Below are 20252 nucleotides of genomic sequence, written 5' to 3' on the forward strand. Positions count from 1 at the left end.
AACTACTGTTCGTGTTCGACGGCAGCGCGCTTCCACGCCGCGACCGCCGACTCGGAGACACCCAACGAGTCCGCGACGTGCTCGACGTGCGCAGTCGCGAGGCTCCGAACCGAGGTGACGCCCGCCCGAGCCAGCAGTTCCGCGTCGCGAGCGTCTACACCCTCTAGAGCGGTCACGGGCGTCGGCGTCGACTGCTCGCGCCACTCGCGCTCGTCGCGCTCGGGCGACGCGTCGTGGTCGTCGCCGTTCGGCCACGACCGCTCGCGCCACGCTGTCTCGTCCTCAATCTCGTCGGCGTCGGACTCGGCGCCGCCGCTGGCTGTCGAGGGCTGTTTCTGCCACGCCGACTCCTCGGCTGACGCCGCCCCGCTGCCGTCCGCGGACGCCTCGTCGTCGTCGTAGCTCGCGGCGACCCACTCGCGCTCGTCGTCGTGCAGCCCCCGCACCTGCTCGGCGCGGCGGTCGAGGTCTTGGCCGCCCTCGAACGACCACTGCAGGGAGTGCTCTCGCCGGATGCGCGCGGCGACCCCGGGATTGACGCCGGCGTCGACGAGTTCGGCGTGCGAGACGGCCTTCGATTCGAGGTCGCCCGCGTCGATGCCAGCGTCAGTGAGGACGTCCGCGGTCGCTGGTCCGACACACTTCAGCGACAGCAACGCGGTCCGCGTGTCCTCGTCTGCCACAGTTGCTGGGACGAAGCTCCCGAAGGTGCTTGAGTGTTTCCACGTTCCGGCACGCTTAGGTGACCGAACGTCGCAGTCGCACCCATGCGAGACCTCCGAGACATCGACACCGTCGGCGTCGTCGGCGCCGGCACGATGGGCGCCGGCATCGCACAGGTCGCCGCGACCGCCGGCTACGACGTCGTGATGCGGGACATCGAGACGGAGTACGTCGAGGCTGGCTTCGAACGCATCGAGGACTCCCTCGACCGCTTCGTCGGAAAAGACAAAATCGATGCTGACGAACGTGACGCCATCCTCGACCGCATCGAGGGCACGACCGAACTCGCTGACTTCGACGACGCGGACCTCGTCGTGGAGGCCGCCGTCGAAGACATGGACATCAAGCAGGACATCTTCGCCGACCTCGACGACGAACTCGACGACGACGTGCCGCTGGCGACGAACACGTCGACGCTCTCGATTACGACCATCGCGTCCGTGACCGACCGCGAGGACCGCGTGATCGGCCTCCACTTCATGAACCCAGTCCCTATCATGACCGGCGTGGAGGTCGTCGTCGGCGAGAAGACCAGCGAGGCGGCGGTCGAACTCGCACACGACTTCGCCGAGGCGCTCGACAAGGAGACGTGGGAGTCAGACGACAAACCCGGGTTCGTCACGAACCGCATCCTGATGCCGTGGATCAACGAGGGCATCCGCGCGTTCGACGAGGATGTCGCCACGAAGGAGGACATAGACAAGGGAATGGAACTCGGCACGAACGTCCCGATGGGGCCGCTCGAACTTGCCGACCACATCGGCCTCGACATCTGTCTGGACGCCAGCCAGACGCTCCACGAGGAACTCGGCGACCGCTACAAGCCGGCGTACCTCCTCAAGCGCAAGGTCGACGCCGGCGACCTCGGGAAGAAGACGGGCAAGGGCTTCTACGAGTACGAATAACAGGGGCTTGCAGGCGGCGAGTCCTCCCGGTGCGCGCTGCCGCCGTTCCACATCCTGACGCACCGGGCGACGTTCAGGTCACGGCCCGGATTGGTCCCACTCTCCTACTTGAACCTACGCGAGTAGCAACAGCAAGCATCCGCGAGCCTCGCGGCTCGATAGAGCCCGAGGCGAGCGGTTCCCTGCTCGAGTGAGCAACGCGAACGAGCGCAGGCCGACGAGTGAACGGAGCGCTCGAAGAGCGCGGAGTGAACGAGGAGTGCTTTTTCCGCAAGTTTTTGCCAGCGACGGCGCGCTTCGCGCGCCGAACGCAGCAAAAAGTGCGTTTAGAAGCTACTCTTCAGTTTCTCGAAGAAGCCTTGTTCGACGTCGATTTCTTCGCCGCCGGCTTCCGCGAACTGTTCGAGGGCGTCGCGTTGTTCGTCGTTGAGTGAGTCGGGGGTGACGACTTGCACGGTGACGTAGAGGTCGCCGGTGCCGCGGCCACGCAGGCGGGGCATTCCCTTGCCTTTGAGTCGGAAGGTCTCGCCGCTCTGCGTACCGGCGTCGAGGTCGAACGTGGCGCCGCCGTCGAGCGTGGGGACTTCGATTTCGTCGCCGAAGACGGCTTGCGGGAAGGAGACGGCGTGGCGGTGGTGGAGGTCGGCGCCGTCGCGCTCGAAGTCGGGGTGGTCTTGGACTTCGACTTCGACGAGCAGGTCGCCGTTGCGGGCGCCGCGGTCGCCGGGCGCGCCTTCGCCGTCCATGCGGAGGGTCTGCCCGGAGCGGATGCCGGCGGGCACGTCGACGGTGAGCGTCGTTCGTTCGCGGACTTGTCCCTGTCCGCTGCACGTCGAGCACGTCTCGGAGGCGAGTTCGCCGTCGCCGCCGCAGCGCGAACACTCCTGGGTCTGCTGGACGCGGCCGAGCGGCGTCTGTCGGACTTGCGTGACTTGGCCTTGGCCGTCGCACTGCGGGCACGTCCGCACGTCGGCGTCCTCGGGGTAGCCCGCGCCGTCACAGTCGGGGCAGGCTTCCGGGCGTCGGACGGTGACTTGCTTCTGGACGCCTTCGTGGGCTTCGTCCAGAGAGATGGAGAGTCGCGTGCGGAGGTCGCGGCCCTGCTGGGGGCCCTGCTGGCCGCGGCCGCCGCCGCCGAAGAACTGGTCGAAGATGTCGCCCATGCCGCCGCCACCACCGCCGGCACCGCCGAACGGACCGCCGCCCATGCCGCCCGCGCCACCGGCGCCGCCACCGCCGCCGCCGCGCTTCTCGGCTTCCGTATAGCGCTCGTGGCCGAGTTGGTCGTAGCGCTGGCGCTTCTCGTCGTCGGTGAGGACGTCTTTGGCTTTCTGTATCTTCCGGAACTTCTCCTCGGCGTCGGGGTCGTCGTTGACGTCCGGGTGGTACTCCGAGACTTTGTCGCGGTACGCCCCCTTGATTTCGTCCTCGGAGGCGTCCCGGGAGACGCCGAGCGCTTCGTAGAAGTCTTCGCTCATCAGTTGTGCGTACGTATCCCGTTGAGCCACTTGAAACGCGCGCTTGTCGGCGTTGGGCGCCGCGACGCCGCCGAATCCCGCGCGCGTCGTTGCCGTCGGGCTATTCCGTGCGGTCGACGAGGTCGTCGTGGTGAACCTCGTAGATGGTGACCGCGTCGTTCCGGTAGACGCGCTCGATGCCGGGGTCGTCGCCGAGGGCCGCGATGTCGTACTCCTCGCGTTCCAGCGGCCCGACCCAGACGTACTGCACGTCGTACTTGTCGAGCAGCACGGCGCGCGAGCGGTCGTCCCTCGTCTCGTAGAGGATGCCGACGTCGTCGACGCGCTGGTAGTAGGGGTCGTCGCCGCGGTAGCCGGTCTCGTGGAACCATCCCGCGACCGTCGGCAGGCCGCTGAGCGTCGAGACGGGGTTCTGCCAGCCGCGGCTCAACCCCGGTTTCTCGACGAACGTCGGCGTCCCCGTCTCGCGCTCCATCCACAGCACCGACTGCGTGGTGCTCACTTCGTCCTCGAACCACGCTATCGCAGCAAACTGCTCGGGGTGGTCCTCGCGGTGGTCGGCGTACCCGTTCAGCGACGGTTCGACGCCGTCTTGGTACGGTCCGACGACGTCCGTCGCGACGACCAGTGGCGCGAACAACGCCGACGACACGACCGCGACCACGAGCACGACGGAGACGGCGGTTGTTGCGGTCGCCGCGCTCGACCGTCGAATCTTGGATACCGAGGGTGCGGCGGCGCGCACATCGCTCGCGAGCATCGCGGCGATGGGGCCGGCGGCGAGCCCGCAGAACACCCAGCCCTGAATGGCGACTTTCAGCGTGGTGTTCCAGCGCGCGAGTTCGAACGGGTGGACCTTGGCGTGGACGAGTTCCATCGCGAGCACGAGACCGACGCCGCCGACGACGAGCATCGCCTCGAAGCCCGCCGACGCCCGGAAGCGCATCGCGAGCCACGCGCCCGCGACGACCGGCAACAGGACGACGATAGCGCCGAGGTCACCGACGAGCGCGCCGACGGCGACGACGACTGCAGCGGCAGCAGCGGCTTTCAGCACGTCAGCTGCGTCACTGTCCTCGATTGCGCTGCGGCGCGTGAACAGGTACGTTGCGAACAGCGCGAGTAAGGCGCCGTAGATGAGCAGGACGCCCGCAGCAGTCGTGCGCGGCGGGAACAGCCCGATACCGTCGTTCGGCGGGACGCTCGCCAACAGGAAGGGGGACGCGAGTACGTACCCGACGGCGCCGACGCCCGCCGCGACGACTGCCGCGAGCACGGTCCGCCACGCCTCGGCGAGCGCCAGTGCCGACCGCGACTGCTCGCGGTCCGGCGCGACGGCCCGGAGTCGCTCGCCGAGGCGACCCGGTGCGAGCGTCGCGGGGTGCGGGCCGGCGTAGACGACTGCCAGCCACGCCATCCCGACGGCGCTCGGCAGCGACCACGTGTTCGTCACGCCGAAGTAGCCCGCCACCGCGCCGAGACCGCCGAACAGCAGGCCGACGCGGCGCTTCCGAGCGCTCGCCGGCGCCTGCACGTACGCGTACGCCAGCGCCGCCGAGAGGACGAGGAAGCCCGTTGTCACGGTGTGGCCGTGCATGTCGGCTTTCACGAACGAGTACAGCGGGAACTCCTGAAGGGTCCCCTCGACGACGTAGCGGGTGTCCCACCACCCCCACGTCTTCAGCGAGGACTGCTCGAACAGAATCTGTGGGTAGTCCGACCTATTCAGGTTGAACGCCGCCCGGCCCCACTTCACAGCGAGGTCGCGGGGCAGTTGCCCGAGCACGAACCGAACGGCGGTGACGGCGTTGCCCGCAAATGCCACGAAGAACACGCCGAGCGCGCCGCCGACGCGCCGCGAGTAGCCGCGGTCGCGCGTAATCCACCCGCACAGCGAGTACGCGCCCACGACGAGCGTCCCGAAGTACCCCGCGAGCGCGACGTTGTGGACGTACTCCACGCTCGTGTCCGTGAGGAACGCCGCGACCGCGTTGAACACCGGGAGCCCGTAGTAGTAGCGCACGGGCTTCCCAGCGTACCACATGTCTTCGGGCGGCAGCGCCTCCGTGCGCAGAATGGCGTTCAGCAGGCCCGTGTGGAGGAACTTCTCGCCGCCCCACCCGCTCATCACGGGGTTCATCGACCGCAGCGCGAGCACGAACCCGAACCCGACCGCGAACACCGCGAACGCGCCTGCGACCCGCTTCCAGTCGTAGTCCGCGAGGCCGCGGCGCTGCGCGAGTCGATGACCGACGCCGCCGAGCACGAGTAGCGCGGCGACGCTGACGAGCGCGGTCCACGGCCCGAAACTGAACTGCCCGACGTAGAACGCGACCATCGTCACCACGACGGTGGCAATCGGAATCGCGAACCCCGCGCCGTCGTCGGGTGCCGACGGGAACAACAGCCGTGCTATCGGCAGCGCAGCGACGAGGAACGCGCCGTAGAGGACGAGCCATCGGGCGGCGACGGCGGCGCCTGACATATCGAAGTGGCGGACCACGCCGCGCATAAACCTTCTGTCCTCGGCGTACGTGAAGCCCTACGGCAGAAACGAACCAACAGCGAAACACCGGGAGAACAGCCCCCGAATCGGAGACTCGCCGTCTTCCAACTTCGAAAACCTCGCTGCGCTCGGTTTTCGAAACACTGGACGACTCGCGCTGCTCGTCGTCCAACCCCGAGGTTCCGGCGAGTGTAGTGAGCCGGAACCTCGGACACCGGGAGACTCACTCCGTTCGTCTCCCGAGCGGAAGAGGCCTCCTCGACTCGCGTTACTCGTCTGCGTCGTCCGCTTCGAATTCGAGACGTTCGCTGACGCTCACGTCTCGAAACACCGGAAGACTCGCTGCGCTCGTCTTCCGAGCCGAAGAAGACAGCGAGTCGCGTTACTCCTCGCTGTCTTCTTCGACGTCTTCGAAGTCGGCGTCGACGAACTCCTCGTCGTCGCCGTCTCCACCTGCACCGGGGCCGGCACCGCCCATGCCGCCCATGCCGGCACCGGCCGCGCCGGCGCCGCCGGCGCCAGCCTGCGCTTCCTGCTGGTAGGCCTGCTTGCCGATTTCCTGCAGGGTCTTGCTGAGGGACTCGGTGGCGTCTTCGAGTTCCTCGGGGTCGACGTCGTCCTCGTCGAGGAGGGCTTCGACGTTCTCGATCTCGTCGTTCACGTCGGCTTCGAGGTCCTCGTCGACGAGCTCCTCGTTCTCCTCGAGGAGGCTCTCAGCGCGCTGAATCGCGGTCTCGGCGTCGTTCCGAGCCTCGATGCGCTCGCGGCGCTGCTCGTCCTCCTCGGCGTGCTCTTCGGCCTCGCTCTGCATCTCCTCGATCTCCTCGTCGCTGAGGCCGACGCCGCCCTCGATGGTGATGGACTCGGCGTTCCCGGAGCCCTTGTCCTCGGCTTCGACGTTCACGATGCCGTCGGCGTCGATCTCGAACGTGACCTCGATTTCGGGGGTGCCCGCGGGCGCCGGCGGGATGCCCGTGAGTTGGAAGTCACCGAGCAGTTCGTTCTCGTTAGCGATTTCGCGCTCCCCCTGGAAGACGCGAATCTGGACGCTCGTCTGGTTGTCCGCGGCGGTCGTGAACACCTTCGACGCGGTCGTCGGAATGGCGGTGTTCTTCTCGATGAGGCGCTCGAAGAGACCGCCCTTCACTTCGATACCGAGCGAGAGCGGAGTGACGTCGACGAGCACGATGTCGTCGACTTCCCCGGAGAGCACGCCGCCCTGCACGGCCGCGCCGAGCGCGACGGCTTCGTCGGGGTTGACGTTCTTCTTCGGCTCCTGCCCGACGAGCTCCTCGACTTGCTCTTGAACCTGGGGCATCCGCGTGGAGCCGCCGACCAGAATCACTTCGTCGATGTCGTTCTTATCGAGACCGGCGTCTTCGAGGGCCTGCTCCGTCGGGCCGACGGTGCGCTCGATGAGGCCCTCGGTGAGGTTCTCGAAGGTCGCTCGCGTGATGTCCTGTTCGAGGTGGACGGGACCGGAGTCGGTCGCGGTGACGAACGGGAGGTTGACCGTTGTCTCCTTCCGCGAGGAGAGCTCGATTTTGGCTTCCTCGGCGGCGTCCTTGAGGCGCTGGAGCGCCTGCTCGTCGTCGCGCAGGTCGATGCCGTGGTCGTTCTCGAACTCGTCGGCGAGGTGGTCGATGATAGCTTCGTCCCAGTCGTCGCCGCCGAGGTCGTTGTCCCCGTTGGTCGCGACGACTTCGTAGACGCCGCCGCCGAGGTCGAGAATGGAGACGTCGAAGGTGCCGCCGCCGAGGTCGTAGACGAGCACGGTCTGGTCGCGGTCCTCGTCGAGGCCGTACGCCATCGACGCCGCGGTCGGCTCGTTGACGATGCGCTCGACCTCGAAGCCGGCGATTTCGCCGGCGTCCTTGGTCGCTTGGCGCTGCTTGTCGTTGAAGTACGCGGGCACCGTGATGACGGCTTTCTCGATGTCCTGCCCGAGGTACTCCTCGGCGTCGTGCTTGATTTTCTGGAGGATCATCGCCGAAATCTGCTCCGGCGTGTACTCCTCGCCGTCGAGTTCGACCGTGTAGTCCTCGCCCATGTGGCGCTTGATGGACGCCACCGTCTCCTCGGAGTTCTGGACGGCCTGATTCTTCGCGGGTTTGCCGATGAGGCGCTCGCCGTCGTCGAACGCGACCACCGACGGCGTGGTGCGGTCGCCTTCGCTGTTGACGATGATTTCGGGGTCTCCACCTTCCATCACCGCGAACGCGCTGTTCGTGGTGCCGAGGTCGATGCCCAAAATCTTCTCACTTGCCATGTTACCCGTTTGTAAGCCGCGTTTTCCCTTTAAGCCTTGCTAGTGACAGCGAGTACCACGAACAGCCGGGTCGCCGCCCTCGTGCGTTTCTGACGAGTGGCGGAAAAACGGGCCGGGGAATTTATCACGAACCGGTGGTCAGTCGTCTCGCCCTCCCGCAGTCTCCCCGGAGACAGCGCCTGGACCGTCGGCCAGCGCCGCCAGCACGTCCTTGAGGACGTCCTCGCGGCCCGCCGAGGAGAAGAACTCGTGGCTGCCGTCGTACACGCGGAGGTTCGACGCCGGCGTCCGCGCGCCGATGGCTGGGACGCTCACAAGTTCGTCCGTCAGCGTACAGAACACGGTACTTCCCTCTCGGAACGGCGGCAGCGCCGACTGCGCTCGCTGAATCTCTCTCGCGAACGCCGGCGACAACCCACCGGGTCCCTCGCGGGGCGTCGACTCCTCGAGGTCCCCGACAGCGTCCTCCGCGCCCGACGGGAGCAACCGCTTGCTCGTCGGGAGTTTCGCGAACCACGGCAGGAACAGCGACTGGACACCGGGCTTGACGCCCCACCACGGGCTGAGGTAGACGCGGCGCACGTCCCAGTCGAGGTGCGCGACGATGAGTCCGCCGGTGCTGTGCGAGAGCACCGCATCGAACTCCCGGTCGGCCGCGTACGACTCCACGGGCTGTCGGTACTCGCGCTCGAACGACGAGATGTTCGTCGGAATCGTCGCGGCGTGGACCTCGTAGCCGGCGTCGGCCAGCGCGTCCAACAGCCACGCGACGTTGTCCTGACTCGGGTCGTTTCCCCACCCCAGCACGAACAACAGCGGGGTACCCTCGCCGTGCACTGAGAAGTTCACGCCGGCAGCGACGGCCCGCCCGCCCAAAACAGTTCCCGCTACTCGCCGTCGCTGACCGTGACCTGCGCGGGCCGCAGCACTTTCCCGCCCATCTCGTAGCCCGACCGATACACGTCAACGACGGTGCCATCCGGCTGGTCGCTGTCCACGCGCATCATCACTTCGTGGCGCTGCGCGTCCACGCTCTCGCCGGCTTCGGGCGCGATTTCGTCGACGCCCTCCGCGTCGAGCACGCGGTCGAACTCCTTTCGCGTGAGCTTCACGCCCTCGCGGAGGCTGTCCACGTCTCCGCTCTCCTCGTCGAGCGCGCGACCGAGGTTGTCCCGCACGTCCAGCAGGCGCTCCACGAGGTCCTCCGTGGCGCGCTCCCGGATGTCCTCTTGGCGCTGTTTCGCGCGCTGCTTGTAGTTCTGGAAGTCCGCCTGCTTGGCCTGCAGTCGCTCGGTCAGGTCGTCGACTTCGGCTTCCGCGTCGTCGAGGTCTTCCTCCAGTTCCGCGACGCGGGCTTCGAGGTCGGCGACCTCGTCGCCGAGGTCCTCGTCGTGCTCGCGGACGCGCTCGGCCAGCGAGTCGCTGGCGTCGGCGTCTTCGTCCGCGTCGGCGGCCTGCTCGGCGTCGTTGCTCATGTGTGTGGGAAACGGATACTCGGGTTTACGGATTTCGGGACGGTCCGCGTTCGGCGCGGAGTCCGACGACTCATTAGCGTCCGTCTCCAACCCTCGGGCGTGACAGTCCGGCTGGCGTTCGAGGACGGCACGCTGCGCGTCGAACACGACGGCGACGGCCCGCCCACGGACGGCGTCGGCAGTCTGCCCGGCGTCGAGTACGACGACCGCACGGACACGGGCCGAGCGCCCGCGATGGCATACGCCGACCTCCTCGCGTACCTCCACGCGCGCGAGATTCCCTACGAGGACGACGCGCTCCACGCCGACGCCCTCGCCGTCGAATCCGCGTACGAACTCCGGGACTACCAGCAGGACGCCCTCGACGCGTGGACCGGCAACGACCGCCGCGGGGTACTCGAACTTCCCACCGGCTCCGGGAAGACGGTCATCGGCCTGAAAGCCATCGAGGCGGTCGGCCAGTCGGCGCTCGTCGTGGTGCCGACCATCGACCTGTTGACGCAGTGGAAGCGCGAACTCGGCACCGAATTCGACTGCGAAATCGGCCAACTAGGCGGCGGCGAGCAAGAAGTAGAGTCGATTACGGTCGCGACCTACGACTCCGCGTACCTCCGCGCGGACGACCTCGGCGACCGGTTCGGACTCGTGGTTTTCGACGAAGTCCACCACCTCGGCGGCGAGGAGTTCCAGAACATCGCGCGCTTACTCGCCGCGCCCGCTCGGCTCGGCCTGACGGCGACGTTCGAGCGCCCGGACAACGCCCACGAGGTCGTCGCCGAACTCGTCGGCGATGTCGTCTACCGGCTCTCCGCGGACGACCTCGCGGGCGACCACCTCGCAGAGTACGACGTCAAGCGCCTCGAAGTCCCGCTCACCGCCGACGAGCGCGAGCGCTACGAGGCCGCGCAGGGGACGTTCACGGACTACCTCCAGCAGTCCAACGTCCAGTTGCGCTCGGGCAGCGACTACCAGGAACTCGTGAAGCGCTCCGGGAACGACCCGCGAGCGCGGGAGGCACTGCTCGCGAAACAGCGCGCGCGCCGCATCGTCCGCGAGAGCGACGCGAAAGTACAGCGCCTCGAAGAGATTCTGGACCGGCACCGCCACGACCGCGTCATCGTGTTCGCGGCGTCGACGGACCTCGTCTACCGGCTCTCCGAGCAGTTCCTGCTGCCCGCCATCACCCACGAGACGGGGGCCAGCGAGCGTCGGACCATCCTGGAGAAGTTCCGGAGCGGCGACTACTCGCGAGTCGTCACGGCGAACGTTCTCGACGAGGGCGTGGACGTTCCGGACGCGAACGTCGCGGTGGTGTTCGCGGGCAGCGGCAGCGAGCGCGAGTTCACGCAGCGCCTCGGGCGCGTGCTCCGACCGAAGGAGGACGGCGGGCGCGCGCTGCTGTACGAACTCGTGAGCGCCGACACCGCAGAAGAGCGCGTCGCCGACCGCCGCCGCTAGTCCTCGACGATGTCCGTGTTCCAACTAGCGTTCGTGACGTCGTCGTAGGCGACGTCGTACTCGACGCGGACGACGGTCGTCTCGTTGGGGCCGAGCGTGATTTCTCGGACGCGCGTGTACGCCTTGTCGTCGAACTCCGTGTTGACGTACAGCGTTCCGGACGCCTCCCGCCCGGAGGGGTTGCTGACGGTGACGACGACCACGACGTTGCCGTTCTCGCCTTCCTCGTACGTCGAGTCAGTGACTGTCAGATCGGCCTCGCCGTCGCCGCTTCGCAGGCAGCCCGCCAGCGGGAGGGCGACGCTCGCGGCGGCCGTCCGTCGGAGCAGCGTCCGCCGGTTCATACGTCCCGGTCCGGGCGTACCGGCAAGAATCTTCTGTATCCTTTTGTGCGCGCGCCGCCAATCTCGTCGCGTGCTGACGAAAGACCTCCTGCGAGTGTCCCGCGCCGGCGGCGGCTACCAGCCGCAGTTCGCGGGAACGGAAGACGAGGCGCTCGCGGCGCGCGTGCTCGGTACGTTCCAAGGGCACGTCGGCGAGGAGCGCGCGTCGCTGCGCGAGTCGCTGACCGGCGTCGAGCAGGAGGCGCGCGACTTCAAACTCGTTCGGGGGTTCGCGCACCTTGTCGAGCGCGACGCCGCCTTCGAGGTCGAGTCCGAAGTCGACCCGCGGTCGGCGCGCCGCGCGGCGTTCGCGGCAGCCGAGGACGTGGTCGTCGTCGACGCCGACGAGCGTGAGCGCGCGCTCTCAGAGGCTGCCGACGGCTTCCCCGGCGACGTGACGCCCAACGAACTCGCGGCCTCGCTGTACGCCGACCGCGAGACTCGCGAGGTGCTCACCGAGGTCGCCTCGCGCTGGACGCCCGCGTCGCTGGTCGCCCAGTACAACCTCTCGCTGGCGATGACCGCGCTGTTCGACGCGACCGAACTGCGGGTGCGCTCCTCGGACCCGCGGCGCCTCGTCTCCGCCGTGAAGCGCCTCGGCTTGCTGTACGAGGTGATTCCCGTCGAGGGCGGCGAGGGCCGCGAGGTCGTGCTCACGGGGCCGGACGCGCTGTTCCAGCGTTCGCGGCGGTACGGCACGCGGTTCGCGCGCGTCCTCCGGACGGTCGCGAAGGGCGACGACTGGCGAGTCGAAGCGACCATCGACGACCGCGGCACGGAGCGCCTGCTGGAACTCTCTGCGGGCGACCTCGACGTGCCGGACGCTGACCCTGTCACCGACGTGGAGTACGACAGCGGCGTCGAACGGGAGTTCGCCGCGCGCTTCCAGTCCCTGGACTTGGACTGGGACCTCGTCCGCGAACCCGACGTGCTGGCGGCCGGCGACCGCCTGATGGTCCCGGACTTCGCGTTCGACTACGCGTTCGGCGACGAGCGCGTCTACTTCGAGATTATGGGGTTCTGGACGCCCGAGTACGTCGAGAAGAAGCTCGCCCAACTGGACGCCACCGACGAGACGCTCCTCGTGGCCGTCGATTCGAGCCTCGGCGTCGGCGAGGACATCGAGTCCCGCGACCACCGCGTCGTCGAGTACACGGGCTCCGTGCGCGTGAAAGACGTCGTGGACGCGCTCCGCGACCTCGAAGCCGACCTCGTCGCCGAGTCTGCGGCCGACCTCCCGGACGAACTCGTGCCTGACGCGGACGCGATAACGCTCGAAGCGCTCGCCGCGTCCCGCGGCGTCAGCGAGGACGCCATCGAGGACGTTGCGTTCCCCGAGCACGAACTCGTGGGTCGGACGCTCGTCCGCCCGGGCGTGTTGGACGACGTGGCCGCGGAGCTGGCGGCAGGTATGTCGCGGGCGGACGCCGAGGCAGTTGCCGAAGAACACGGAATCGACGACGCGAGCGCGCTGTTCTCCCGGCTCGGCTACCGCGTCGAGTGGGAGGGGTTGAGCGGCGGGACGCTGCGCGAGAAATAAGCCATGGATGTTATCTCCACAAACATAACCTATATGGGTTATTACCGAGTACATCGTGTTGATGACGACCCGGTACGTCCTTCTCGGCGACGTTGTCTCCTCTCGGGAGATAAACGACCGCGCGGAGTTCGGAGCGCGGCTCCGCGAGGCCTGCCGGACGGTAGCCGAACAGTACGAGAATGCGTTCGACGCACCGCTCAAACCGCTCAAGGGCATCGATGAGATCGGAGGGGTTCTCAACACCGTAGAACCGCTGTACGACATCCTCGACACGCTCCGCGCTGCGCTCCACCCGCACGAACTCAGAGTCGCCGTCGCTAAGGGTGTCGTCGACGTCGGTCTCGACTCGGGAGACGTCTCACAGATGGACGGGCCCGCGTTCCACCGGGCGGACGAGCTCCTCTCGGAACTCGAACGTGGGCCACTCCGGTTCGCGTTCGATTTCCAGACGGAGTCGCTCGACACGGCAGTTGCCGACGAGGTGAATCTCCTGTTCGCGTCCAAGCGCCGCTGGACGGACCGGGAGCGCGAAGTCGTCGAGAGCTATCTAGAGACAGGTTCGCAAGCTGAGACAGCCGATGCACTCGGTATCTCGCAGGCGGCGGTCTCTCAGACCCTTTCACGCGCATCGTGGCCGACCATTCGTGAAATTGAAACCAGATTACGAACCACCCTGCAGACAGTATGAGCGCTCTCCCGTTCGTTCCGACCGCGGAACGACTTGTCGTCGTGGTCGCCAGCTACGCATTCCTGTTAGCGACGAGCGGGTTCGTCGTCACACGAGCACTCCGTACCGTCCCGTCGGACGACGACGTGCCGACCGGCCGCGAGCGCGACGTCGGGGTTCTCGTCGGGAAGTGTGAGAACGTACTAACGCTCACGTTCGTCCTCGCTGGCGCGTACACCGCACTCGCTGTCGTGTTCGCCGCGAAGGGAATTGTTCGGAAGGACGACATCGAGAAGAACAGCCTGTTCTACCTGGCCGGAACGCTGGTCAACCTCACGTACTCCGTGCTCGTCGGACTCGTGGCTGCAATCCTCATCGGCGTTCTCTGAACTACAGGTCCCGGCGGTTCCCCTTCGGCACCATCGACTTGAGGTCGCCGTACGTGTAGAGGCCGACGCCGATGGGTTCGACGCCGCCCGCGAGCTCGTGGGCGACGACGAGGTAGCCCCAGTCGCCGTCCCACGCTATCTCCTGCTCCTCGCCGGCGACGAAGCGCTTCGCCTCGTCCTCGTCGAGCACGAGGACGTTCTGCTCGGCGTCGCGGCCGAACCGCTGGACGGCGTCGGTCGTGGGCTTCCAGTGCTCCTGGCGCGTGCGCAGGATTTTCAGGCCGAGCGCCTCGACGGGCACCGGCTCCCCGGGGTCGTAGGGGAGCGCCCAGACCTTCCCCTTGCCCTTCTCCCAGAACGTGTACTCGTCGAAGGTGTCCTCGGGGACGGCGAACCGGTCGACCCACCAGTCCACGACGGCCCCGCGGGTCGGCCGACCTTTGACCGTCCGGTCGGCGTCCGTCTCGGGGAGGCGGTCGAACTGGCCGCTCCTGTTCCGGCGGAAGTAGTCGACACCGCTGTCACCACCGCCGTCGCTCTCGCTGGAACCGCGGTCGTCGTCGGTCACGCCGTCACCTCCAGTTTCGCGGCGAAGAACCCGCCCGTGTCGTTCTGGTGGGGGTAGTAGCGCCGCGTCTTCGTCAGCGAGTCGTCGTACGTCTCGCCGTTCCACTCCGTGATGCCGGGCGAGGATTCGAGGCCGGTGTCGAACTCGACGAGCTGACAGTCGCCGTCCGCGAGGGCGCTGTCGACGACGGCCTCGTTCTCTTCGGGGGCGAACGTGCACGTGGAGTACACCACGGTCCCGCCCTCGCGAGTGAGTTCGATGGCGCGTTCGAGGATGTCCGACTGGAGCGCCGCGAGGTTCCGGCTGGCGCTCGCCCCCGCGCCGTCGAGGGCGTCGGCGTTCTTGCGGACGGTGCCCTCACACGTGCAGGGCGCGTCGACGAGCGCGCGGTCGAAGGCGTCCACGTTCGGGAACGCGTCGAGGGTCGCGCGGCGAGCGTCCGTGTTCGTCACCGCCGCGCACGTGACGCCGAGCCGGTCGGAGTTCCCGCGCAGCGCGGAGAGGCGGCCGAGGTTGTCGTCGTTCGCGACGACCAACCCCTCGTCGTTCATCTCTGCGGCGATTTGGGTGGTCTTCCCGCCGGGCGCGGCACACGAGTCCCAGACGACTTCCCCCGGTTGCGGATCGAGAATCGCAGGCGGCACGGCCGACACCTCCTCCTGGCCGTGAATCCAGCCGTGGACGTAGGGCCACGTGTTCCCCGGTTTGCCGGTGGCGACGCCCAGCACGTCGCTGTTCCAGTCGCGGCCGTAGACGTCGACGCCCTCGGCTTCGAGGGCGTCGACCACGCGGTCCCGGGTCGCCTTGATCGAGTTGACCCGGACCGTCGTGGGGAGGTGGCGTTCGCAGGCGTCGAGGAACGCGTCGAAGTCCTCGATTATCGGTTCGTATCGCGAGAGCGCGTCCATCGACGCAACGTAGACTGGACGGGCGCTTGTGGGTTACGCTCGGCGACGGGCGCCCCCGCGTTTATGCCGCTTCCGGGCTACGGCCTAGGCATGGCAACCATCCGAACGGAGACGGAGTTCGACCTCGACTCCCCCGAACTCGTAGAGGGCCTGCCCGGGGTCGGCCTCGTCGGGAAGATCGCGACCGACCACCTCGTCGACGCCTTCGAGATGGAGTACGTCGCGAGCGTCGACTGCAGCAACGTCCCGCGGGTCGCCGTCTACGACGAGGACTCCCGGGACGTCCTCCCACCGGTACGCCTGTACGCCGACGAAGAGCGCGACCTGCTCGCGCTCCAGTCCGACGTCCCCCTCACGCGCGACACCGGCGGCGAGTTCGCGGACTGCATCACGGAGTGGCTCGGCGACAACGACGTCACCCCGCTGTACCTCAGCGGCCTCCCCGTGCAGGACCTCGACCACTCCGAACTCCCCGACGTGTTCGGCATCGCGAGCGGGAACGGCAGCGAGCGACTGGACGCCGCGGACATCGACACGCCGCCGGAGCGCGGCCTCGTCGGCGGCCCGACGGGCGCGCTCGTGAACCGGGCCGCGATGGCGGACCTCGACGCCGTCGGTCTGGTCGTCGAATCCGACCCCCAGTTCCCCGACCCCGCCGGCGCCAAGCGCCTCCTCGACACCGCCATTGGACCGCTGACCGACATCGAGGTGCCAACGGACGACCTCGTCGAGCGCGCCGAGGAGATTCGCGAGCAGAAAGAACGCCTCGCCAAGCGCATGCAGGAAGCCGAGGAGGAGGAGTCCACGCAGGCCCGCCCGATGCGGATGTTCCAGTAGCGTCGGGCGCGTTCCCGGTTTTCCCGGACCCGCTTTCGTGTCCTCTATCGTACACCTAGCGGCACGCTCAAGATGCGCCGCCCCCTCTATACTCGGAAGCAGCGATGACCTCAGTCGATTCTCTCGCGGTCCTCTGCGTCGACGACGACGCCGGCCGTGCCGACGACGTCGCCGCGTTCCTCGAACGCGCCGACACCGACATCTCGACCACGCCGGTAGCGAGCGTCACGGACGCAGTCGCGCACATCGACGCGGGCGGCGTCGACTGCGTCGTCAGCAGGTGGGCGATGGCCGGCGTCGACGGCGTCGCGTTCCTCGAAGCCGTGCGCGCGAGCCACCCTGACCTCCCGTTCGTATTGTTCGCCGCCGACGGCAGCGAAGCGGTCGCCAGCGACGCCGTCGCCGCCGGCGTCAGCGAGTACGTCGCGGCGGCCGCAAACGAACAGTACGACGGCCTCGCGAGCCGAGTCCGTGCCGCCGTCGACCGCGCTCGCGACACCCGCGAGGAAGCCGCGACGCTTGAGCGAATCCGCACCGCGCTCGACGCCGCGCCCGACGCGATACTCGTCGTCGCGGACGGCGAGTTCGTGTACGCGAACGCCGCCGCGGCCGACCGCTTCGCTGCCGGCGACCCCACCGACCTCGTCGGTGAACCCGTCTCGGCGGTCGCCGCGTCCGGCGACGAGCGCGCCGTCGAAACCGCGTTCACCGCCCCGTCCACGGACCTCGGAGACAGCAGGCAGTCGCTGTGCGCGGTCACGGGCGAGGCGTTCTCCGGCCGGGTCGCCAGCCGCGGGATTCCGTGGGGCGACGAGCGCGGCGTCGTCGCGGTGGTCCGTGACGTCGTCGGCAGCGACACCGACGACCACGTGCAGACGCGCTACCGCGCAGCGTTCGAGCAGGCGATGGACGCCATGGTCGTCGCCGACGACGACGGCCGCTACATCGACGCCAACGAGAGCGCCCTCGAACTGTTCGACCTCTCGCGGGAGGAACTGCTCGGCAGCCGAATCGCCGAGTTCGCGCCCGAGGACTACGACTTCGACGCGGCGTGGAACGACTTCGGCGCCGACGAGACGGGGACCGGGTCGTTCCCGCTCGTCCGCCCGGACGGCTCTCAGCGCCTCGTCGAGTACGCCGCCACCGCCGACATCGTCCCCGGCGAACACCTCTCCGTGCTCCGGGACGTCACCGAACGCACCCGCCTCGAAGAAGCCCTCCAGTCCGAGCAGGCGGCGCTGCGCGAGATGTACCGCATCACCGCGGCGCGCGACGCCGACTTCGAGACGAAACTCGACGACCTGCTCGCGCTCGGCTGCGACATCCTCGACGTCCCCTACGGCTTCCTCACCGAAATCGACGACGACACACAGAACGTCGTCCAAGCCCGCGGCGACCACCCGCTGCTCCAGCCCGGCGCGAGCTGTCCGCTGTCGGAAGCCTACTGCCGGAAGACGCTCACCGCAGACGAAATCGTCACCGTCCAGAACGCGGTCGCCGGGGGGTGGAGCGACGACCCCGCCTACGACCGATTCGGCCTCGGCTGCTACGCCGGCGCCGAAATCGTCGTCGACGGCGAGACCTACGGGACGTTCTGCTTCGCGGACACGGAGGCCCGGGACGAGCCGTTCTCGGAGACCGAGCGCACGTTCGTCGAACTGATGGCGCGGTGGGCGAGCTACGAGATCGAGCAGCGCCGCTCGACCGAGCGCCTCCGCAAGCAGAACGAGCGCTTAGAGGAGTTCGCGTCGATGGTCAGCCACGACCTCCGGAGTCCGCTGAACGTCGCCCGCGGCTTCCTCGACCTCGCGCGCGAGAACGACGACCCCGAGAACTTCGACCGCGCCATCGACGCGCTCGACCGCATGGAGCGCATCGTCAGCGACGTGCTCTACCTCGCGCGGGAAGGCGAGGAAATCGGCGACACCGAGACGGTCTCTCTCGACGAGGCTGCCACCGCGTCGTGGGACGCGGTCGCCGCCGACAACGCGACCGGCGGACTCTCGCTCGGCGAGAACCTCGGCGAAGTGGTCGCCGACCGCGACCGCCTCTGTCAACTACTGGAGAACCTCTTCCGGAACTCGCTGGAACACGCCGGCACCGACGTGTCGGTTCGCGTCGTTCCGGCCGAGACGGGTTCGCGGTCGAAGACGACGGCCCCGGCATCCCGGTCGAACACCGCGCCGGCATCTTCGAGCGCGGCTACACCACCGACGACGACGGCACCGGATTCGGGCTCTACATCGTCCGCAAAATCGCGAACGCGCACGGCTGGAACGTCGAAGCCACGGACGCCGAGGACGGCGGCGCGCGCTTCGAGTTCTCGCAGGTCGAACGCGTCAGCCTCCGTCACTAATCCCGCAGCCACGCCGGCGTTTCGACTGACTGCGGGGAGTTCTCGTGTAACTGCTTCAGGCAGCGCGTGATGAACTGGACGATGTCGCGGCCCGCCTCCGGCGACAGCGTGATAATCGTCCCGGAGGTCTCCTGCTGCATGAAGTGGAACAGGATGGCGTCGTCGTAGAAGTGGACCGTGCAGTGGTCGTTCCCGAGGTCGAACGGCTCCACGTCCGCCTCCTTGCGGTTCTGGTCGCGGTAGTAGTCGAACAGTAGCTCCAGCTCCTCGTCGGTGTAGAGGGCGGCCACGTCGTCCCGCAGGAACAACACCTCGTAGTCGTCCTCGGTGTAATACACCGCACCGCGCAGGTACTCTCCCGCCTCACTCCGCAGAAACGCAATCAGCTCTTCTGTGCCGGTCTTCCCCATACCCTATCGACGAGCCGACGAAATATGACTCTTCGTGCTACCATTCCCCACGCTCAAACTACGGCTACGAACTCTGGCAGCGCGAAGTTCGTCTGCCGGCGTGCGACTCCCGACGCATCTCGTCTCCGACTGAGCGGGATTTCGCCACACTTCCACGGCGAGAAATACCCGGCAAGTGCGTATTGACCGCCAAACTCAAGATGTTGTGTAAGGAATTCTTACGTATACGATGACTTCCGACGAACCTGAAGTAACCACGGTCACCTCGAAAGGACAGATTACGATTCCCAGCAGGCTGCGGGACCAATTTGGTCTCGAACAGGGAACGAAACTGATGGTCGTCCCGACGGAGTACGGCCTCATATTGAAGAAGGTCGAGTTGCCATCGGTTGCAGAATTCCAGCAGCGCGTCGAAGAGCGTGCCGAGACACTCGACCTCTCAGAAGACGAGGTAACAGAACTCGTCCACGAGGCACGAGGCACTGAGGAATGAGAGCGGTTCTGGATACGAACGTCCTCATCTCGGGTGTCATAGCAACTGGTGTCCCACACGAACTCCTCGTCCGGGGGTTCGATCACAAGTACCAGATCGTCGTCTCCGTCGAGACGCTCACAGAATTCCGCGAAACGCTGCTCAAGTACCCCGAACGGTTCCAGATGAGCGAAGACGAGGTGCAACAGGAAGTCGAAACGATTCGGTATTTCGCGGAATTTGTCGACCCGGACGAGGACATCACTGCGGTCCAAGCGGACCCTGACGACGACAAATTCCTCGAAGCGGCTGTTGCTGGTGACGTCGATTACCTCGTCTCTGGGGACACTCATCTCCTCGATATGGCGTCATTCCGCGGAATCGATATCGTTGAACCACGAGCATTCTACGAACGACTCGACACACAGTAGCTGTACTGTCGGCTGCGTAATGCGGTCTCTCACGTCCGTTCGAGACAATAATGCACCGACCGGGATTTGAACCCGGGCCACCGGAAGACTCGCTGCGCTCGTCTTCCGAGGTCGCAAACCGTCGCTCTGCTCAGGTTTGCTCCCATGAGCTTGGAAGGCTCAGAGTATCAGTAGAATCGAAGGAGTGCACCGACCGGGATTTGAACCGAAGCCAGACGTGCTCAGTCGCGGTGCTCCCTGCGCGCGACTGGCAGGGTTCAAACCCCTGCGCATTTCGTCTCACTTCGTTCGACAGAAATGCACCGACCGGGATTTGAACCCGGGCCATGAGCTTGGAAGGCTCAGGTCCTAGCCACTAGACCATCGGTGCGCTGCGCTTCGCTTGCGCACCGTGGCTCGCAAAACCGCCGGTTTTGCTCACCATCGGTGCTCGTTCCACTCGCACCGCGCATCGGCGAACTTCGTTCGCCTCACCAT

The 20252-nt window shown here is 67.2% G+C and carries 19 protein-coding genes, 1 tRNA gene and 1 pseudogene; 10 read left to right on the plus strand and 11 right to left on the minus strand.

The features are described from left to right. Positions 1-2: 2 nt before the first annotated feature. Positions 3-683 (minus strand): helix-hairpin-helix domain-containing protein, encoded by a 681-nt coding sequence (locus AVZ66_RS04425; protein WP_058982199.1) that lies wholly within the window; start codon positions 681-683, stop codon positions 3-5. A gap of 84 nt (positions 684-767) precedes the next feature. Here AVZ66_RS04425 and AVZ66_RS04430 point away from each other — a divergent pair, with 84 nt between their 5' ends. Beyond that, positions 768-1628: a 3-hydroxyacyl-CoA dehydrogenase family protein gene (locus AVZ66_RS04430; protein ID WP_058982200.1), complete on the plus strand. Its 861-nt coding sequence runs from the start codon at positions 768-770 to the stop codon at positions 1626-1628. 326 nt (positions 1629-1954) lie between these two features. On the opposite strand, the gene dnaJ is transcribed toward AVZ66_RS04430, so the two are convergent. The 5 genes from dnaJ to AVZ66_RS04455 form a co-directional block, all read right to left on the minus strand. Further along, positions 1955-3106 (minus strand): molecular chaperone DnaJ, encoded by a 1152-nt coding sequence (gene dnaJ / locus AVZ66_RS04435; RefSeq protein WP_058982203.1) that lies wholly within the window; start codon positions 3104-3106, stop codon positions 1955-1957. Positions 3107-3206: 100 nt separating this feature from the next. Then, a complete protein-coding gene (locus AVZ66_RS04440) occupies positions 3207-5591 on the minus strand; it encodes a DUF2298 domain-containing protein (RefSeq protein ID WP_197407721.1) in 2385 nt (794 codons plus the stop codon). 403 nt (positions 5592-5994) lie between these two features. Further along, positions 5995-7881, minus strand: coding sequence for a molecular chaperone DnaK (gene dnaK, locus AVZ66_RS04445; protein WP_058982206.1), 1887 nt, complete (start codon positions 7879-7881; stop codon positions 5995-5997). Between the two features lie 138 nt (positions 7882-8019). Next, entirely contained in the window at positions 8020-8730 is a 711-nt protein-coding gene (locus tag AVZ66_RS04450) for an alpha/beta hydrolase (RefSeq protein WP_058982208.1), read from the minus strand. Positions 8731-8768: 38 nt separating this feature from the next. Then, positions 8769-9356, minus strand: coding sequence for a nucleotide exchange factor GrpE (locus tag AVZ66_RS04455; RefSeq protein WP_058982209.1), 588 nt, complete (start codon positions 9354-9356; stop codon positions 8769-8771). Between the two features lie 99 nt (positions 9357-9455). On the opposite strand from AVZ66_RS04455, the gene AVZ66_RS04460 reads away from it, so the two are divergent. After that, positions 9456-10814, plus strand: coding sequence for a DEAD/DEAH box helicase family protein (locus tag AVZ66_RS04460; protein WP_197407722.1), 1359 nt, complete (start codon positions 9456-9458; stop codon positions 10812-10814). Here the strand turns inward: AVZ66_RS04460 and AVZ66_RS04465 are convergent. Further along, positions 10811-11158 (minus strand): hypothetical protein, encoded by a 348-nt coding sequence (locus AVZ66_RS04465; RefSeq protein ID WP_058982212.1) that lies wholly within the window; start codon positions 11156-11158, stop codon positions 10811-10813. The genes AVZ66_RS04460 and AVZ66_RS04465 overlap by 4 nt on opposite strands. Before the next feature lie 70 nt (positions 11159-11228). Between AVZ66_RS04465 and AVZ66_RS04470 the strand changes: the two genes are divergently transcribed. The 3 genes from AVZ66_RS04470 to AVZ66_RS04480 all read left to right on the plus strand — a co-directional run bounded on the left by AVZ66_RS04470 (position 11229) and on the right by AVZ66_RS04480 (position 13793). Then, positions 11229-12737: a DUF790 family protein gene (locus tag AVZ66_RS04470; protein ID WP_058982214.1), complete on the plus strand. Its 1509-nt coding sequence runs from the start codon at positions 11229-11231 to the stop codon at positions 12735-12737. Positions 12738-12798: 61 nt separating this feature from the next. Then, entirely contained in the window at positions 12799-13425 is a 627-nt protein-coding gene (locus tag AVZ66_RS04475; RefSeq protein WP_058982215.1) for a SatD family protein, read from the plus strand. After that, on the plus strand, positions 13422-13793 hold the full coding sequence (locus AVZ66_RS04480) for a hypothetical protein (RefSeq protein WP_058982217.1): 372 nt from the start codon (positions 13422-13424) through the stop codon (positions 13791-13793). The genes AVZ66_RS04475 and AVZ66_RS04480 overlap by 4 nt, the downstream gene beginning before the upstream one ends. Before the next feature lies 1 nt (position 13794). On the opposite strand, the gene AVZ66_RS04485 is transcribed toward AVZ66_RS04480, so the two are convergent. Both AVZ66_RS04485 and AVZ66_RS04490 read right to left on the minus strand, forming a co-directional pair. Further along, positions 13795-14361: a hypothetical protein gene (locus AVZ66_RS04485; RefSeq protein WP_058982219.1), complete on the minus strand. Its 567-nt coding sequence runs from the start codon at positions 14359-14361 to the stop codon at positions 13795-13797. Next, a complete protein-coding gene (locus AVZ66_RS04490; protein ID WP_058982221.1) occupies positions 14358-15269 on the minus strand; it encodes an RsmB/NOP family class I SAM-dependent RNA methyltransferase in 912 nt (303 codons plus the stop codon). The genes AVZ66_RS04485 and AVZ66_RS04490 overlap by 4 nt, the downstream gene beginning before the upstream one ends. A 90-nt stretch (positions 15270-15359) precedes the next feature. Here AVZ66_RS04490 and AVZ66_RS04495 point away from each other — a divergent pair, with 90 nt between their 5' ends. The 3 genes and pseudogenes from AVZ66_RS04495 to AVZ66_RS17150 all read left to right on the plus strand — a co-directional run bounded on the left by AVZ66_RS04495 (position 15360) and on the right by AVZ66_RS17150 (position 18462). After that, the gene (locus tag AVZ66_RS04495; protein WP_058982222.1) at positions 15360-16106 is read left to right on the plus strand and encodes a proteasome assembly chaperone family protein; all 747 of its coding nucleotides are present in this window, start codon (positions 15360-15362) and stop codon (positions 16104-16106) included. Between the two features lie 104 nt (positions 16107-16210). Further along, a pseudogene (locus AVZ66_RS04500) lies at positions 16211-17959 on the plus strand (PAS domain S-box protein); the annotation flags it as partial. 110 nt (positions 17960-18069) lie between these two features. After that, a complete protein-coding gene (locus AVZ66_RS17150) occupies positions 18070-18462 on the plus strand; it encodes a sensor histidine kinase (protein WP_394326157.1) in 393 nt (130 codons plus the stop codon). Here the strand turns inward: AVZ66_RS17150 and AVZ66_RS04505 are convergent. Further along, the gene (locus tag AVZ66_RS04505; protein ID WP_082678767.1) at positions 18459-18872 is read right to left on the minus strand and encodes a hypothetical protein; all 414 of its coding nucleotides are present in this window, start codon (positions 18870-18872) and stop codon (positions 18459-18461) included. The genes AVZ66_RS17150 and AVZ66_RS04505 overlap by 4 nt on opposite strands. A 229-nt stretch (positions 18873-19101) precedes the next feature. Here AVZ66_RS04505 and AVZ66_RS04510 point away from each other — a divergent pair, with 229 nt between their 5' ends. Further along, positions 19102-19365 (plus strand): AbrB/MazE/SpoVT family DNA-binding domain-containing protein, encoded by a 264-nt coding sequence (locus AVZ66_RS04510; protein ID WP_058982224.1) that lies wholly within the window; start codon positions 19102-19104, stop codon positions 19363-19365. Then, complete coding sequence (locus AVZ66_RS04515) at positions 19362-19775, plus strand: putative toxin-antitoxin system toxin component, PIN family (protein ID WP_058982226.1); 414 nt, start codon at positions 19362-19364, stop codon at positions 19773-19775. Before AVZ66_RS04510 ends, AVZ66_RS04515 begins: the two co-directional genes overlap by 4 nt. A 298-nt stretch (positions 19776-20073) precedes the next feature. Here AVZ66_RS04515 and AVZ66_RS04520 read toward each other — a convergent pair. Beyond that, positions 20074-20163: transfer RNA gene (locus AVZ66_RS04520), tRNA-Gly, on the minus strand. Between the last annotated feature and the right edge of the window lie 89 nt (positions 20164-20252).

This window comes from Halobacterium sp. CBA1132, assembly GCF_001485535.1.
GTDB lineage: Archaea > Halobacteriota > Halobacteria > Halobacteriales > Halobacteriaceae > Halobacterium.

Coding starts and splice junctions, on each gene's coding strand:
- AVZ66_RS04430 (WP_058982200.1), top strand. CDS start 768: ATGCGAGACCTCCGAGACATCGACACCGTCGGCGTCGTCGGCGCCGGC.
- dnaJ (WP_058982203.1), bottom strand. CDS start 3,106: ATGAGCGAAGACTTCTACGAAGCGCTCGGCGTCTCCCGGGACGCCTCC.
- AVZ66_RS04440 (WP_197407721.1), bottom strand. CDS start 5,591: ATGTCAGGCGCCGCCGTCGCCGCCCGATGGCTCGTCCTCTACGGCGCG.
- dnaK (WP_058982206.1), bottom strand. CDS start 7,881: ATGGCAAGTGAGAAGATTTTGGGCATCGACCTCGGCACCACGAACAGC.
- AVZ66_RS04455 (WP_058982209.1), bottom strand. CDS start 9,356: ATGAGCAACGACGCCGAGCAGGCCGCCGACGCGGACGAAGACGCCGAC.
- AVZ66_RS04465 (WP_058982212.1), bottom strand. CDS start 11,158: ATGAACCGGCGGACGCTGCTCCGACGGACGGCCGCCGCGAGCGTCGCC.
- AVZ66_RS04475 (WP_058982215.1), top strand. CDS start 12,799: ATGACGACCCGGTACGTCCTTCTCGGCGACGTTGTCTCCTCTCGGGAG.
- AVZ66_RS04480 (WP_058982217.1), top strand. CDS start 13,422: ATGAGCGCTCTCCCGTTCGTTCCGACCGCGGAACGACTTGTCGTCGTG.
- AVZ66_RS04490 (WP_058982221.1), bottom strand. CDS start 15,269: ATGGACGCGCTCTCGCGATACGAACCGATAATCGAGGACTTCGACGCG.
- AVZ66_RS04495 (WP_058982222.1), top strand. CDS start 15,360: ATGGCAACCATCCGAACGGAGACGGAGTTCGACCTCGACTCCCCCGAA.
- AVZ66_RS04505 (WP_082678767.1), bottom strand. CDS start 18,872: ATGGGGAAGACCGGCACAGAAGAGCTGATTGCGTTTCTGCGGAGTGAG.
- AVZ66_RS04510 (WP_058982224.1), top strand. CDS start 19,102: ATGACTTCCGACGAACCTGAAGTAACCACGGTCACCTCGAAAGGACAG.
- AVZ66_RS04515 (WP_058982226.1), top strand. CDS start 19,362: ATGAGAGCGGTTCTGGATACGAACGTCCTCATCTCGGGTGTCATAGCA.